Origin of the sequence: Rhodococcus sp. H29-C3 (assembly GCF_030063405.1) — a bacterium.
Classification (GTDB): Bacteria; Actinomycetota; Actinomycetes; order Mycobacteriales; family Mycobacteriaceae; genus Rhodococcoides.
Genome location: NZ_JASITC010000002.1, coordinates 79,761 through 93,959, shown reverse-complemented (window position 1 = coordinate 93,959; position 14,199 = coordinate 79,761). Strand labels below are relative to the sequence as shown.

The window sequence follows — 14,199 nt, the reverse complement described above, 5'->3', positions numbered from 1 at the left end:
CTACAGTGAATATTGTGACCCATGAGTTCTGGAAGGTCACTGATGCCTCGTCGTATTCGTGTCCGATATGTGGTGGCGCTCGGCGCAACGTTGGTTTTGGCCGCATCACTTACTACGTGGACCCTCGATCGCCCCACTAGCGGCGCTGAATCCACGGTGTCCGACTTCGTCGAGGCACTCAACGACCGCGACGTCGAAGCGGCCGCCGAGCTGACTTCGTACCCCAACGCGGCGGCGACGTCGATCTCACAGATGTTCGACGGCCTGTCCGCAGGCGGAAAATCATCCTCGCAGTTCGAACTCTCGCAGTTCATCGACCTCGACCAGGACTCGGGGTTCTTCACCCTCGGTTCGGCGTGGAACTTCGGTGAGGGCAAGGACTGGGAGTACTCGACGCGCGGCAGCACGAAGAAATTGAGCGTCGGCTGGCGGATCACCTGGGAGCCGGAAATCCTCGCACCGGGCCTGGCCAGCGCAGTGCACTACACCCGAACGGACGCGCCGCCACCCCTGGTCTTCGACGCTGCTCAGAACGTCCTGATGAGCGAACGCACCATCAACGCCGTCTCCCTCGACCCAGCGCAGATGCCCGACCCGACAGCGTCCGCGTCGCGACTCGCCGACGTCATCGACGTCGTAGCGCCGTTGATCACCACCGAGTCGCTGACCTCTGAGCTGAATGCAGTACCCGGTGCCCCCGTACTTGCGGTGAACCTGCGCGACGACGACTTCGCGGTTCTCGAGGACGATCTGCGTGCCATTCCTGGAGTCGTGATCTCGCAGACACCCAAACTGATCGCGGGCGATCGACGCATCACCTCCCCGTTACTCGACTCGATTCGTGACGCCTGGCAACTCGGCCGCGACGCTACGTCCGGTTGGGCAGTGGATGTCGTCGGTGCCAACGGAGTTCCGGTGCGTCAGGTGGGTTTCCAGGGCCCCGCGGGTCCTGACCTGCATGCCACGCTCGATCCTCGGATTCAGTTGGCCGCCGAGGATGCCGTGGTCAGCGTCGGGACCTCCGCGTCGATCGTGGCAATCGTGCCGTCGACCGGCGCCATTGTCGCGGCTGCTCAGAACAGTTACGCCAACGAGCAAGGGCAGATCGCGTTCTCGGGGATGTATCCGGCGGGATCGGCAACGGCATTGCTCGACGCCCTGCAGTCCGGTGAGAACCCAGGCACGCCGTCTCAGCTCGGCCTCGGGGTCAACTACTCGATGCCCGGACTCGACGCCTTCGCCGGTCAGCGTTCCGGACCTGGTGGGTCGATCGATCGGATCCGGTCCGTCGGAAACGAGAGCTCTGCGGAGGCGATGACGCCGTTCGGCCTGGCTCAGATGGGTGCGGCGATCTCCCGCGGAGCAGCGCCCCTCCCGTCGATCGTCGTCGGTCAGACCGCCGTCGCCGACCAGCCGACCGATTCGATTCCCCCTGAAGCCCTGGCCAGGCTTCGAGGGATGCTGGTGGACTCCGCTCGTGCCGAAGGACTCGACGCGTATGCGGGTTTGACAGGTTTCGCTGGTAACAGTGGCGACGACCGGTGGTTCATTGCCAACAGAGGTGATCTTGCGTTTGCCGTCTATATCGAGGATGCGGACGGAACGGACCAGGCCGTGAAGATGAGTACTCGACTGATCCGAGGCATGGACTCCGGCGTTGCCGAGTAGACCTTCGATTAGTTAGCCAGGGTAGCTTTAGCCCTTGTGTCTGTACTGCATTTCGGTCTGCTCATCGTCGCCGGTTACTTCGCCGGCCTCGTGGGCTTCGTGACCGGAATGGCGTCGCTGGTGTCGTATCCCGCCTTGCTGGCTGTCGGGTTGCCTCCGGTGAGCGCAAACGTCACCAACACGGTGGCGATGGTCGCCGTCGGCGTCGGCGTCGGCGCAACGACGAATGCTTCGGCCGAACTTGCCAAGGACAGCAAGCAGCTGGTTCGTTACGCCGTTTATTCGGCAGCGGGTGGGCTTGTCGGTGCCGTTGTTCTGCTCGTTGCGCCCGCCGGATCCTTCGAGTTGGTGGTGCCGTTCCTCGTTGCGTTCGCTGCCCTCGCGCTGCTACTGCAACCGAGGATTCGAAAGCTGTCCGGAAATCGACAGTTTCCGACGCTGTATCCGTTCGCACTGTTCTTGGTTGCTATCTATGGCGGGTATTTCGGGGCAGGTGCCGGGGTGATCTTCTTGGCGCTCGCCCTGATCGCCACGTCCGAAACGATATGGCGCGCCAGTATTCTGAAGAGTTTCTTTCTGGGCGTCGCGAACCTCGTTGCGGCCGTGATCTTTGCGTTCTCCGGCCAAGTCGACTGGCTCGCTGCGCTGGCGCTGGCGATAGGAGCTTTTTGTGGTGGCTACTGCGGCCCGCCCGTGGTCAAGCTCATCCCCCCGACGTTCCTGCGCATCGCCGTTGGAATTCTCGGGCTCGGGCTCGCAGCATGGTTGATGTGGAAGTAGCTGCAGGCGTTGCTATTTCACACCGCTCATCATTTTCTTGATCCACGGGGTCAGCGCAACCAGTGCCACGGCGACCGCGATGGATGCAGCTCCCACGCTGTAGAAGAACGGGTTCGGATTGTCCTGGTCGTAGTAGCCGGCAAGAGTGCCGGCCATGGCTGAACCGAGGGCGACGGAGAGGAAGAACAACGCGACCATCTGCGTGTGGAAGTTCTCCGGTGCGAGCTTGGTGGACAGTGACAGGCCGACCGGGGAGAGGAACAGCTCCGCGAAGGTGAACATCAGCAAGATGCCGATCAGGGCGAGCAGTGGCATGTTGTCGCCGGCGAGGGCGGGCACGAATGCGAGGAAAGCCACGCCCATGATGCCCACGCCTGCAGCGAACTTCAGGGGCGTCGAGGGCTGACGGTTACCGAGCTTGGTCCACATTGCGGCGAAAATGCCCGCAAAGATGATGATGAACACCGGGTTGATGGACTGGACCCATGACGGCGGGAACTCCCAGCCGAAGAGATTGCGGTCCAGTTCGGTGTCGGCGATGAGTGGCACTGTGGTGAATTGCTGCTGGAACAGCGACCAGAACGCAGCACTGGCGATGAACATCGGAATGAACGAGATGACCCGACGACGCTCGATCGCGGTGATCTTCTTGCTGGACAAAATGATCGCGAAGTACCCGACCGCAGCGACGACCGTGACTCCGACGACGACGTTGGACAGGTTCGAAGCTCTGATCGCTCCGAAGGCCGAGAGCAGGGCGACGACGACGATGGCCGCCGCAACGATCGCGACCCACTTGGTTCGCTCGGTCGAGGGGAGCGGATTGGGGGCGACAGCGCCGATGCCGTGCAAATGCTTCCGGCCGAGCGTGTATTGGATGAGTCCGAGCCCCATACCGACAGCGGCCAGCGCGAATCCGGCGTGGAATCCGATCTTGTCCCAGGCCAAGCCGGTGAGCAGCGGGCCGATGAACGCGCCGATGTTGATGCCCATGTAGAAGAGCGAGAAGCCGGCGTCCCGTCGAGGATCCTTCTCCTCGTACAGGTCTCCCACCAGAGATGTCGCGTTGGCTTTGAGACCGCCGCTACCGAACGCGACCAGAATCAAGCCGACACCGACCCCCAGAAAGCCGGGTAGGACCGCCAGTGCGATGTGGCCGAACATGATGAGGATGGCGCTGTAGAACAGGGTGCGTTCGGAACCGAGAAGACGATCGGCGATCCACGCACCGAGAATTGTCGACAGGTACACGGTGCCGCCGTATGCACCGACGATCGACGTCGCCGAGCCCTCGGGGATCCCGAGTCCGCCGTCGGACGCCGAGTAGTAGAGGTAATAGATGAGGATGCCTTGCATCCCGTAGAACGAGAACCGCTCCCACATCTCGACACCGAACAGATTCGCCAGTGCGAATGGCTGCCCGAAGAACCCGGTGTCCTGCTTGTCCGTCACATCCGCCATTACAGAACTGTCCCACGTACGAGTGCCCCGAGGGTACGGGTGGGGTCAGTTTTTCCGGGCGGATACGACTCGCGCGAGGGCGCGCCAGCCGAGAAGGAACACCGCCAGCACGGTCGTGGCGACGATGACGAAGCTGAAGGCAGTTCCCTGCCCGCTGATCGCCCGCAGCACCATGCCGATCGCGACAGTGGACACCCACACGATGATGCCGGTCGGGAGAAGGAGGAACGCGTCGAACTTGTCGCGGTAGAGCGCCCAGGTGGCGGCCCAGCCGACGGCCGCGCCGATCAGGAACGGCCAGGCGGTCGTCGCCAATCCGGCAAGTGCACCCGATTCGTCGTGGCTGCGTCGACCGACGGCGCAGAAGATCAGCACCAGAACGAGATCTATGACTGCAGGAATGTAGATCGGGGCGAAACGACCCGGTACGGCGGCGATGATCGGGTTGCGCTTGCTCACCGGTCCCACAATAGAGAACGGGCCCGCCGACAGTATGTCCGCGGGCCCGTTCTGGTGAAAATGGCGATCTAGGAAACCAGGCCTGCTTCGATTTCGAGGGTCAGTGTGATCTTGTCGCCGACGACTGCGCCGCCGCCTTCGAGAGGCATGTCGATGGTGAGACCGAAGTCGCGACGGTTGATGGTGGTGGTGGCTTCGAAGCCGGCGACCGGACCGTTGCCCATGCCGGCGTTGACGCCGTTGAACTCGAGTACCAGGTCGATCGACTTGGTCACGCCGTGGAGGGTGAAGTCACCGGTCACAACGAAATCGGAACCCTGGGGCTGTACCGACGTCGAGACGAAGGTGGCGGTCGGGTACTTCTCGACCTCGAAGAAGTCGGCAGTCTCGAGGTGGCCGTCGCGCTGCGCGTTGTCGGTGGTGATCGAGGTGACGTCGATTTCGGCGGCGACGGAAGGAGTGCCGTCGGCGGCAACGGTGATCGTGCCGGTGAAGGCCTGGAAACGGCCGCGGACCTTGCTGACGACGAGGTGGCGCACGGAGAAGCCGACGGTGGAGTGCGAAGGGTCGATGTTCCAGGTGCCTGCGGACAATTCTGGCAATGCGATCGCGGTGGTCATGCGAGCTCCTCTAGCTGTGGGGTTGAAGGTTCAACTTACATAGTACATAAGCGGACCGGGGTCCGCATCTATTCCCTGATGTCGAATAAAAAGGCCGATCACAGTTCGAAGTGGGAGGGAAAGCCCGTTATCCAGACTCGGGATCGGCGTTGTCCGCCCGCGGCGGAGCTTCCCGAGGCAGCCGTGACCCTTCGTACAGGTCCCTGGTTTCCCGCTGTTCGACGGCTTCCCGCTGCTCGACGGCGATGTCGTATTCGAGGTTCTCGTGCTGGTGGTTACGGAACACGACGAGGAAAACAACCCAGCCGACGATCGCGACGAGGATGAAACTGACACCGCGATAGACGAAGGCGGCTGCGACGGCCTGTGACGCGCTGATGCTGGCCGCGCTGGTGAGAAAGGCGATCAGGGTGGCGTCGACGATGACGAGCCCACCCGGCGCGAGCGGCACGGATCCGACGGCCTTGCCTGCGGCGAAGGCGATGAGCAGACCGGAGAGTCGGGGGTCTGCACCGACGGCGAAGCAAGCGAAGCTGAGGCAGGCGACGTCGGCGAGTCGGTGAACCGCCGACCACGACACGGTGAGCACGCCGTCGCGTGTGCCGAGTCGAACCGATTGAACTTGTTCGATGATCTCGTCGATACGCTTGGCGCCGGTATCGGTGGGCCGGTTACGGAAGTCGTTGATCTTGCGCAACGTCCACTGGGCCGTGCTGCGTATCGCCTGCGGGTGTGCGGAGATGTACCGCACTCCCAGGACGATCAGGATGACGCCCGCAATTGGCAGTACCAGGGTGAACGTGTTGACCGATCCACCCACGAGGAGGGCGCCACCGACGCCGAGGAGTGCGAGCCCCGCCGCCGCGATGACTCCGGAGATCGCGAGCTGCCAAGAGGCGACTACCGGACTCGCGCCCCACCGTCGGGTCTCACGGTAGGTGAACGCGGTGGAGAAGACCTGTCCGGCGGGCAGCGTCAACGACATGGCAGTGCTGCCGTAGATGACCGAGACCGACTTGGACTGACGGACGCGAACTCCGCCGGCTTCGAGCAGTTGCTTCTGGACCCGGCCGAACGCGCTCAGTGAGAGTGCTTGCGCAAATACACATGCGGCGAGCCAGCCCCAATGAATCTCGGTGAGGGCCTTCCACGACTCGTGCAACCGCGGCCAGAGGTAGATTCCCTCGCCGATGAGCAGTGCGAGCAGGGCAATCCCGACGACCCATTTGAACCAGCGGAGACGATTCCGTTTCCGTGGCCCGTCGGCAACGGACTCCGGTCTTGGTTCGGCCACCTTCACAGGGTAACCACACTGCGCCCGCTGTCAGGGATGCTCGACCGGCCACGCAAGATGTGTGCGTCTACGCCGGCCGCGTAATTGAACCTGATCACCGAGTTCCCAATGCGCCTGTTCCTCGTCGCTGGCGAAGTAGAGCGCGGAGGTCGACGCGAGAACGCGGCCCGGTCTCAGCTTGGCCAGTTCGGTCAATCGAGACGCTTCGTTGACGGGATCTCCGATCACGGTGTACTCGAACCGTTCGGCTGCGCCGATGTTCCCGGCGACGGCCAGTCCCGCCGACACACCGATACCGATGTCGAGTCCGGTGATGTCGTTGAGGGCGAACCGCAGGTCACGAGCTGCAGCGAGCGCAGCGGTCGGCGCATCGGGTCGGTCGAGGGGTGCGCCGAAAATGGCGAGTGCCGCATCACCCATGAACTTGTTGACGAATCCGTTGTGCTGATCGATGACGTCGACGACGACGCGGAAGAATTCGTTGAGGAGGACGACGACCTCACTGGGAGGACGCTCCGAAGCCGTTGCCGTCGACCCGACCATGTCCACGAAGAGCACCGCGACGAAGCGAGTCTCGCCTCCCAATTCGGTACCGAACTGTAATGCACGGCGAGCCACGTCCTCGCCGACGTGTGCGCCGAACAGTTCACGCAGGACGCGTCGTTCCGCGGACTCCTCCATCATCCGGTTGAAGCCGACCTGAAGTCGGCCGATCTCGCTGCCGTCGAACACGTCGACCTCGACGTCGTTCTCACCGCGTTGGACCCGCTCGATCGCCCGACGCAGTTGCCGGATCGGGTCGGAAATCTGGCTGGCCGTCAACATCGACAGGATGAACGCCTGCCCGATTGCGAGGACGCTGAGCAGGATGATCGCTATCGCGAGCGAATTGGGGGAGAACACCAGATCGGTGGTCAGCTGGGTCACGCAGAGCAAGATGATGCCGATGACGGGCATCAGGGTGCCTAGCCCCCAGGTCATCGCCATCCGGGTGCCGATGCCGGGTGTCATGGTCCGGTCGAATCGACCCTCGCTCAGTGCCATCGCAGCGAGGGGGCGCAGGATGCGTTCGCCGAGCATGTAGGTGAATCCGAAAGTGACGGTGGCAGCCATGACCACGGTGACGATGACGGCGACAGCGAGCGACGGCATTTCGGCGACCGTGAGGACGACGAACAGAACACCCCCGAAGACCCACAGAACGGCATGCACGATCGCTTGACGCAACGGCGCGTGCAGCGCAGTCATCTGCTCCTTACGGGTGGGTGGGCCACCCCGCAGCTGCCACCGAACGACCGTCCGCAACAGGCGGGACGCGTAATAGAGGCTGACCCCGCCTCCGAACAGCAGGTAGATGCTGAAGATCCAGACGTTGCGTGATCGGTCCGCGATGATCGACTCCGACTCGGCTATGGGCAGCCCATAGCGAACGAAGCCGAATACGAGCACCGCGCCGAAGAGGTTGGACAGGCCCATCGAGACCATATAGAGCGGCCAGCGACTCTTCAGGGTGAGCGAGACCGCTCGGAAAGATGCCAGCACAGGTTAAATTTACCGGGTGGGCACAGGAGAGTCGCGGGCAGAAGCACCAAAGGACCCTTCGGGTGCCCGATCGCCGGCGGATTCGGTCCATCCGTTGGTGCGTGTCGGAGCGGAATGGACGTGGCGTCTGCTGGTTCTGTTCGCCGGATTCCTGACCCTTTGCTATGTCGTCATCAGGCTCGAAACAGTGTTCATTCCCATCGGACTGGCGCTGCTGGCTTCGGCGATGCTGGTGCCGATCGTCGATTGGATGCAGAGACGCGGAGTCCCGAGGTCCGCAGCAGTCGTCGTCGTCATCATCGCCAGCATCGGTGTCGTCGTCGGAATCATGACGTTCGTCGTCGAGCAATTCATCGAGGGCCTACCGCAACTCGGCGATCAATTCACCGCGAGCATCAACGACATCCAGTCCTGGTTGTCCACTGGTCCACTCCACATCAGTGAGGATCAGATCCGGCAGACGAGCGACGACGCCGTCAAAGCCATCCAGGACAATCAGGCAGCGGTGACGTCCGGCGCATTGACCACCGCGACGCTCATCGGTGAGATCTTTACCGGCGCGTTGCTGACGCTGTTCACGCTCATTTTCTTCCTGTACGGAGGAGATCAGATCTGGAACTTCGTCACCAGGCTTGCCCCGACGTCGGCACGGCGTCGTATTCGCCTTGCCGGAAGTCAGGGCTTCGGCTCCCTCATCGGATACGTTCGCGCCACGGTTGCCGTCGCAGCTGCCGACGCCATCGGTATCGGGGCCGGGCTGGCCATTCTCGGTGTGCCCTTGGCCTTGCCGCTGGCATCGTTGGTGTTCATCGGCGCGTTCATCCCCATTGTCGGGGCCTTCCTGACCGGATTCGTCGCAGTGTTCATCGCACTGGTGACCAAAGGTCTGATCACCGCATTGATCACGCTCGGCATCGTCGTCGCAGTAATGCAACTGGAGGGGCACGTACTGCAACCTCTGCTGCTGGGACGCGCGGTGCGACTGCATCCTTTGGCCGTCGTCTTCGCCATCACCTTGGGAATCCTGCTGGCAGGCATCGTCGGTGGCCTGCTGGCCGTTCCGATCGTGGCAGTGCTGAACACGGCAATCCGCTCGTTGCTGGCAGACGACCCGGACGAGGTCTACGAGGAGCTGGAGGAACACGATCCGTCGGAGCCGCTGTTCCCGGCAACGGGGGACAGCCCACATCCACGTAGTCGACAACTCGACCCAGGAACTCTCGAAAAGCCAGATGACTGACGCACTGACTCCGCTCTGGCGCGCGTCGCAGGTGTTTCGATTCGTCACCCTGCTCTATGCGGTCAGCTACCAGGTCGCCTCGATGTCGTCCTACAACGATCCGCGCCTGAGCTGGTTTTTCGTGGCGCTGATGGCGGTGTGGACCGGGGTCTCGGCAGCGCTTCTCTCGAACCCGAAAATTCCGCGATGGAAGGTGGTGTTCGCCGACCAACTCGTCGTCATCGGGTTGATGGCGTCGACGCGGTTGGTCGCCGATCCCCAGTGGTACAGCACCCACCAAACTCTCCCGACGACATTGTGGGCCACCAATGCGGTGATCTCGGCGGCAATTCTCTTCGGGCCCAGGGGCGGAATCGCGTCGGCAATCGTGCTCGCGGCTGTGAGCACACTGGTGCGCGATCAGGTGAACTTCGATCTGTGGACGGATGCGACAGCGCCGGTTCTGGTGTCGGTCGGGCTTGCACTCGGGTTGGCGAGCAACACGGCCAAGCGCGCACACTCGGAATTGGAGCGGGCCATCAGACTCGCGGCGATCACCGAAGAACGTGAACGGCTCGCCCGCCAGGTGCACGACGGCGTCCTGCAAGTGTTGGCGATGGTTCGTCGACGCGGAACCGAAATCGGCGGTGCCGCAGGTGAACTCGCCAATCTTGCCGGTGAGCAAGAAGTTGCGCTGCGGATGCTGATCTCCGAGCAGGGGAACCCGAGCCGCGTCGCTGCCGGCGATGCAGAGGTGGATTTGGGGAGTCTGCTCCGACAACAGGGCAGTACCACGGTGTCGATCTCTGCCCCGACTGATCCCGTACTCGTACACAAACCCGTCGCCGAGGAGCTCGCTGCCGTTCTCGCGACAGCGTTGTCGAACGTGACATCGCACGCGGGATCGGGTGCACGCGCGTACGTTCTGCTCGAAGATGTAGCCGGCGACATCATCCTGAGTATCCGCGACGACGGCGTCGGGATAGCTGCCGGACGCCTCGCCGAAGCTGAGGCAGAAGGCAGAATGGGCGTCTCCAAGTCGATACTGGGGAGAGTTGAGATGCTAGGCGGCACAGCAGTTCTCGATAGCGATGTCGGGATGGGGACCGAGTGGGAGATTCGAGTACCGAAGGAGCGGAAGTGATGGAGAAGCAGATTTCTGTCATGGTCGTCGACGACCACCCCATGTGGCGCGACGGGGTGGCACGCGATCTCGACGCGGCCGGATTCGACGTCGTTGCCACCGCTGACGGAGTCGGGTCCGCAGGGCGTCGCGCTCAGGCCACGCAACCAGCCGTCGTGCTGATGGACATGCACCTGACCGACGGCAACGGTGCCGACGCGACGGTCCAGGTACTTCTCGGTTCGCCGAACAGTCGGATTCTGGTGCTGTCGGCCTCCGCCGAGCGCGGTGACGTGCTCGACGCAATCAAGTCCGGTGCCAGCGGATACCTGGTCAAGAGTGCATCGGCCGAGGAATTGTTCGACGCTGTGCGGGCAACCGCCGCCGGACAAGCCGTGTTCACTCCTGGTCTGGCCGGGTTGGTGCTCGGGGAGTATCGACGTATTGCGACCGCCCCCGCGGACGCACAAGACACCGAAGTGCTGCGACCGACACTGACCGACCGCGAAACCGAAGTGCTACGCCTCGTGGCAAAGGGGTTGAGCGCGAAGCAGATTGCGACCAAACTGACGTTGAGTCATCGCACGGTGGAGAATCATGTGCAGGCCACACTCCGCAAGCTGCAGTTGGCCAATCGGGTCGAGCTGACGCGTTACGCGATCGAACAGGGTTTGTGAGCCGCCCTCTCGGGGCAACCCCACCCCATGAGTGAGACGGACAAGCCAGTGGATACGACGGTGGACCCGACCGAGAAGTCGGCCGGCCTCGATGCGGACGGTGGGCAGAGTGTGGCGGAGCGTGGGGAGGCCGTCCGCGAGTTCGACGACCACCTCGACGGGTCGGGCGACAAGCCGACGTTCCCGACCCCTGATGCCGCGGAGGTCACCGACACCGAGACGGACCCGAAGACCACGACGCGAACCGAGTAGCTCAGCTCTTGACCAACTGGGTGAGGGCGAGCTTGGCGATCGGGGCATATGGAAGCACCAGCCCTGGGAAGCCGTCGACCGTCAACCACGTCCGTGAACCGGCCGGATGCGACTCCACGCCGTGGGTCAGCGTCAACCCCAGCGCGCGGTTCTGCCACCAGGCCTGCCACGTCCAGGTGCGGGCCGCCTCGTCGACGGCGAGCACGCGGAAGTCGATCCGAATCCACAGTGGTCCCTCGACTCGGCCGGAAGTGTCGGCCACCAGCCGTTCGCCGTCGTAGTCGACGCCGCTGATCTGTGGCGCCCACGTCGACCACAGATCGGGGTTCATGTAGCGCTCCCACACCATCCCTGCGGGAGCCGAGCCGGTCGCATCGATCGTGATCTCCATACTGTGGGCTGTACCCGCGAGCTGGCCCAGTGAACCTTGCAGTTCAAGGCAGTCGCTCCGCCTGGGCATTATCCTGGTTTCATGGAGGCCCGGAATCTGCGAGTATCGGACGTCGAAAAAGAACATGTCGGTGAGTTGCTGCAGCGTGCGGTGGGTCTGGGGATGTTGTCCCTCGGGGAGTTCACCGAACGTATGGACACTGCGCTTACCGCGAAGACGCGTGGTGAGCTGAACTCTGTCGTGGCGGATCTGCCCGGGATGCAGATTGCCGAGGAGTATCGGCCGACCGTCCCCGCAGCCTCGGCGCCGTATCGGCAGAGCGCCCCCACCTACGACCGGGCGCATTCGGTGTCGTGGGATCGAAGTCAGGCATCGGTCGTCCGCGGCACGATGTCGACGGTGTCACGCAAAGGTCCTTGGAACGTGCCACCCCGGATGACGATCGACAGCAAGCTTTCGAACGTCACGCTGGACTTCACGCAGGCAATCATGTCGACCCAGGTCGTCGAGATCATGGTGAGCGACTATTGCAGCACTATCTCGCTGATCCTGCCCCCGGCTGCTACCGCTGACCTCAACGGCCTCGAAACAGTCGGGGGGAGTGCGAACAACAAGGTACGCACCGGCCCGCCGATCGGGCCGCTGCACGTCATCGTGCGCGGAAAGGTCCGGTTCGGGACACTCACCGCCAAGCATCCACTGGGCACGTCCCTGCGACGGATGTTCGGCAACTGAGTTCCTTCGTAAGGGCGGTTCGGCAAACCCCTAGGTAAGCAGGAGTAGAAATACTCAGCCGTTGCCGGGCACCGTCCGACATGATCTGTCCATGACGAATCCGCGTAGTGCCGGTGTCGATCCGCAATTGGTGGCGAGACTGTCAGGCCAGTTCGCAGCACTGGGGGAGCATCTCCGGCAGGTTTCCGGCGAACTAGGGCAGCTGCATACGCAACTGGCAGCGCAGCAGGCGCCGATGTTCCCTGCCCAGCCCCAGCCGTTTGCTCAGCCCCGTCCCTTCACTCCGCCCCAGCCTCAGCAGTTTGCCCAGCCCCAGCCCCAGCAGTTTGCCCAGCCTCAGCCCCAGCAGTTCCCTCGACCGCCCCAACCTGCCCCGCCTCGGCCTGCACCGCCCCGGCCTGCCGCGCCGAAGAAGGAGCCATGGTGGCAGCGGGACGGTGTGATCTCTCGGCTGCTCGCGATCGCCGGTGCCGGAGTGACATTGATCGGCATCGTGATGCTGCTGGTTCTGGCAGCGCAAGCGGGGTGGTTCGGGCCCGAACTACGTGTCGGTGCGGGAGCGGCATTCTCGTTGGCGTTGGTCTACATCGGGTCCCGCATATTCGGTCGATCCGGCGGCAGGGTCGGTGGTATCGCTGTCGCGGCGACCGGAGTTGCCGGGTTGTATCTCGACGTCGTGGCCGTAACCGTGATCTACGACTGGCTCGAGCCGGCTCTCGGTTTGGCCGCTGCCTTCGGTATCGCAGCGGCTGGTATCGCGCTGGCGGTGTCGTGGCGTTCGCAGCCGATGGCGGCGTTGATTCTTACCGGAGTTGCCCTGTGTGCACCAGTGGTCGGCGGCGGAATCACGTTGTCGGTCATCGGTTTTTTCGCTGCAACGTTCATCGCGACCTTCCCCGCCCAGCTCGGACGTGACTGGCCGTTGCTGAATGTGGCGCGCACACTTCCGATCGTTGCCGCCACGTTGCTGGGAATAGCGGAGGCCTCGTCCGCTGGAGTCGGGACCGGTGATGCCGTCACACTGCTGGTCGTTGCATCCGTCGTCGCCGCATTCGGGTTGGGAAGCTCGCTCGAACTCCTTCGCCGTAACGCAGCCGACACGATGGCATCGATGATGATGGCGCTCGGTGCACTGCCGATCCTTGTGGTGGGCACCCTGTTCGAGCGGTGGACACTCGCCTTGGTCGAACTCCTGGTCGCCGTTACCTGCGCGGCAACTATCGCCTTGGCTCGTTGGTTGCCGGTGCATGCCAGGATTGTGCTTTCGCTTGTCGGTGCGGCGGCGTTGTTGCAGGCCGTCGTCGTTCCGACCGCAGTGGAGCTGCGTCCGCTGACGCTGTTGGCGGTCGCTGCTGCGGCACTCGTTCTCGCGCAGAAGCTCTCGTCCAAGATCGCCTACTTCATCGGCGGTGCATTCGCCGCACTCGGGACTATCGGTTTCGTTGTCGTCGCTCCCGTCGACGGTCTCATCGATGCGGACTACGCCACCGGACATTTCGGCGTCGTGGTTGCAGGCCTGCTGTTGGTAGCGGTTGCGGCGGGCCTGGTTCTGGTTGCTGTCCAACTCGGAATCGTCGAGCAGAACGTGCAGTCTTGCTGGGTGTTCGCAGGCGTTGTCTCGCTCTACGGTCTGACGTCCGCGACGGTCGCGCTCGGAGTGGGAGCAATCGGCGGCACAACAGGTTTCATCGCGGGTCACTGTGCGGCCACCATCGGATGGATGGCGGTGGCCATGGCATTGCTGATTATGGGGCTCCGGAGTGAGAAGTATGCGCACACTGCACTATTGGCGGGGCTGTCGCTGACGGCTGCTGCTGTGGCCAAGCTGTTCCTGTTCGATCTGGTTGCTCTCGACGGTCTCTTCCGTGTCGGCGCCTTCATCGTCGTCGGACTTCTGTTGCTCTTCGCGGGCACCAGGTACGCAAAGGTGTTCGCAGACCGCGAGGCCGAACAGGCATAACCCGAGACGGGACGAGCC

At 63.2% G+C, this 14,199-nt stretch carries 14 protein-coding genes; 8 read left to right on the top strand and 6 right to left on the bottom strand.

The window, feature by feature from the left end; genetic code table 11:
* The first annotated feature begins 42 nt into the window (after positions 1-42).
* Both QMK32_RS04485 and QMK32_RS04480 read left to right on the top strand, forming a co-directional pair.
* Positions 43-1,668: an NTF2-like N-terminal transpeptidase domain-containing protein gene (locus QMK32_RS04485; RefSeq protein ID WP_283473297.1), complete on the top strand. Its 1,626-nt coding sequence runs from the start codon at positions 43-45 to the stop codon at positions 1,666-1,668.
* Positions 1,669-1,704: 36 nt separating this feature from the next.
* Positions 1,705-2,448, top strand: a complete 744-nt coding sequence (locus QMK32_RS04480) for a sulfite exporter TauE/SafE family protein (RefSeq protein ID WP_283473296.1) — start codon at positions 1,705-1,707, stop codon at positions 2,446-2,448.
* Between the two features lie 12 nt (positions 2,449-2,460).
* Here QMK32_RS04480 and QMK32_RS04475 read toward each other — a convergent pair whose 3' ends face one another.
* From QMK32_RS04475 to QMK32_RS04455, 5 genes are all read right to left on the bottom strand, one after another.
* Positions 2,461-3,909: a peptide MFS transporter gene (locus QMK32_RS04475; RefSeq protein ID WP_283473295.1), complete on the bottom strand. Its 1,449-nt coding sequence runs from the start codon at positions 3,907-3,909 to the stop codon at positions 2,461-2,463.
* 45 nt (positions 3,910-3,954) lie between these two features.
* Positions 3,955-4,317: a DUF3054 domain-containing protein gene (locus QMK32_RS04470; protein WP_283473961.1), complete on the bottom strand. Its 363-nt coding sequence runs from the start codon at positions 4,315-4,317 to the stop codon at positions 3,955-3,957.
* Positions 4,318-4,436: 119 nt separating this feature from the next.
* On the bottom strand, positions 4,437-4,988 hold the full coding sequence (locus tag QMK32_RS04465) for a YceI family protein (RefSeq protein WP_283473294.1): 552 nt from the start codon (positions 4,986-4,988) through the stop codon (positions 4,437-4,439).
* Between the two features lie 127 nt (positions 4,989-5,115).
* Positions 5,116-6,282, bottom strand: coding sequence for a lysylphosphatidylglycerol synthase transmembrane domain-containing protein (locus tag QMK32_RS04460; RefSeq protein WP_283473292.1), 1,167 nt, complete (start codon positions 6,280-6,282; stop codon positions 5,116-5,118).
* 30 nt (positions 6,283-6,312) lie between these two features.
* Positions 6,313-7,767, bottom strand: coding sequence for an adenylate/guanylate cyclase domain-containing protein (locus QMK32_RS04455; protein ID WP_269301790.1), 1,455 nt, complete (start codon positions 7,765-7,767; stop codon positions 6,313-6,315).
* Between the two features lie 73 nt (positions 7,768-7,840).
* Between QMK32_RS04455 and QMK32_RS04450 the strand changes: the two genes are divergently transcribed.
* From QMK32_RS04450 to QMK32_RS04435, 4 genes are read left to right on the top strand one after another with little or no spacing between them, the layout of a single operon-like run.
* Positions 7,841-9,064 carry an AI-2E family transporter gene (locus tag QMK32_RS04450; RefSeq protein WP_502943527.1) on the top strand — a complete coding sequence of 408 codons (1,224 nt, stop codon included), beginning with the start codon at positions 7,841-7,843 and terminating at the stop codon, positions 9,062-9,064.
* A complete protein-coding gene (gene macS, locus QMK32_RS04445; RefSeq protein WP_283473290.1) occupies positions 9,057-10,187 on the top strand; it encodes a MacS family sensor histidine kinase in 1,131 nt (376 codons plus the stop codon). The genes QMK32_RS04450 and macS overlap by 8 nt, the downstream gene beginning before the upstream one ends.
* Positions 10,187-10,843 (top strand): LuxR C-terminal-related transcriptional regulator, encoded by a 657-nt coding sequence (locus QMK32_RS04440; protein WP_283473289.1) that lies wholly within the window; start codon positions 10,187-10,189, stop codon positions 10,841-10,843. The genes macS and QMK32_RS04440 overlap by 1 nt, the downstream gene beginning before the upstream one ends.
* Positions 10,844-10,870: 27 nt before the next feature.
* Positions 10,871-11,095, top strand: a complete 225-nt coding sequence (locus QMK32_RS04435) for an autophagy-related protein 2 (protein ID WP_269301586.1) — start codon at positions 10,871-10,873, stop codon at positions 11,093-11,095.
* Between the two features lies 1 nt (position 11,096).
* Here QMK32_RS04435 and QMK32_RS04430 read toward each other — a convergent pair whose 3' ends face one another.
* The gene (locus QMK32_RS04430) at positions 11,097-11,486 is read right to left on the bottom strand and encodes an SRPBCC family protein (RefSeq protein ID WP_283473288.1); all 390 of its coding nucleotides are present in this window, start codon (positions 11,484-11,486) and stop codon (positions 11,097-11,099) included.
* 81 nt (positions 11,487-11,567) lie between these two features.
* On the opposite strand from QMK32_RS04430, the gene QMK32_RS04425 reads away from it, so the two are divergent.
* Together QMK32_RS04425 and QMK32_RS04420 are read left to right on the top strand one after the other, a co-directional pair.
* Positions 11,568-12,221: a DUF1707 SHOCT-like domain-containing protein gene (locus tag QMK32_RS04425; protein WP_283473287.1), complete on the top strand. Its 654-nt coding sequence runs from the start codon at positions 11,568-11,570 to the stop codon at positions 12,219-12,221.
* A gap of 91 nt (positions 12,222-12,312) precedes the next feature.
* On the top strand, positions 12,313-14,181 hold the full coding sequence (locus QMK32_RS04420) for a DUF2339 domain-containing protein (protein ID WP_283473285.1): 1,869 nt from the start codon (positions 12,313-12,315) through the stop codon (positions 14,179-14,181).
* Positions 14,182-14,199 lie beyond the last annotated feature (18 nt).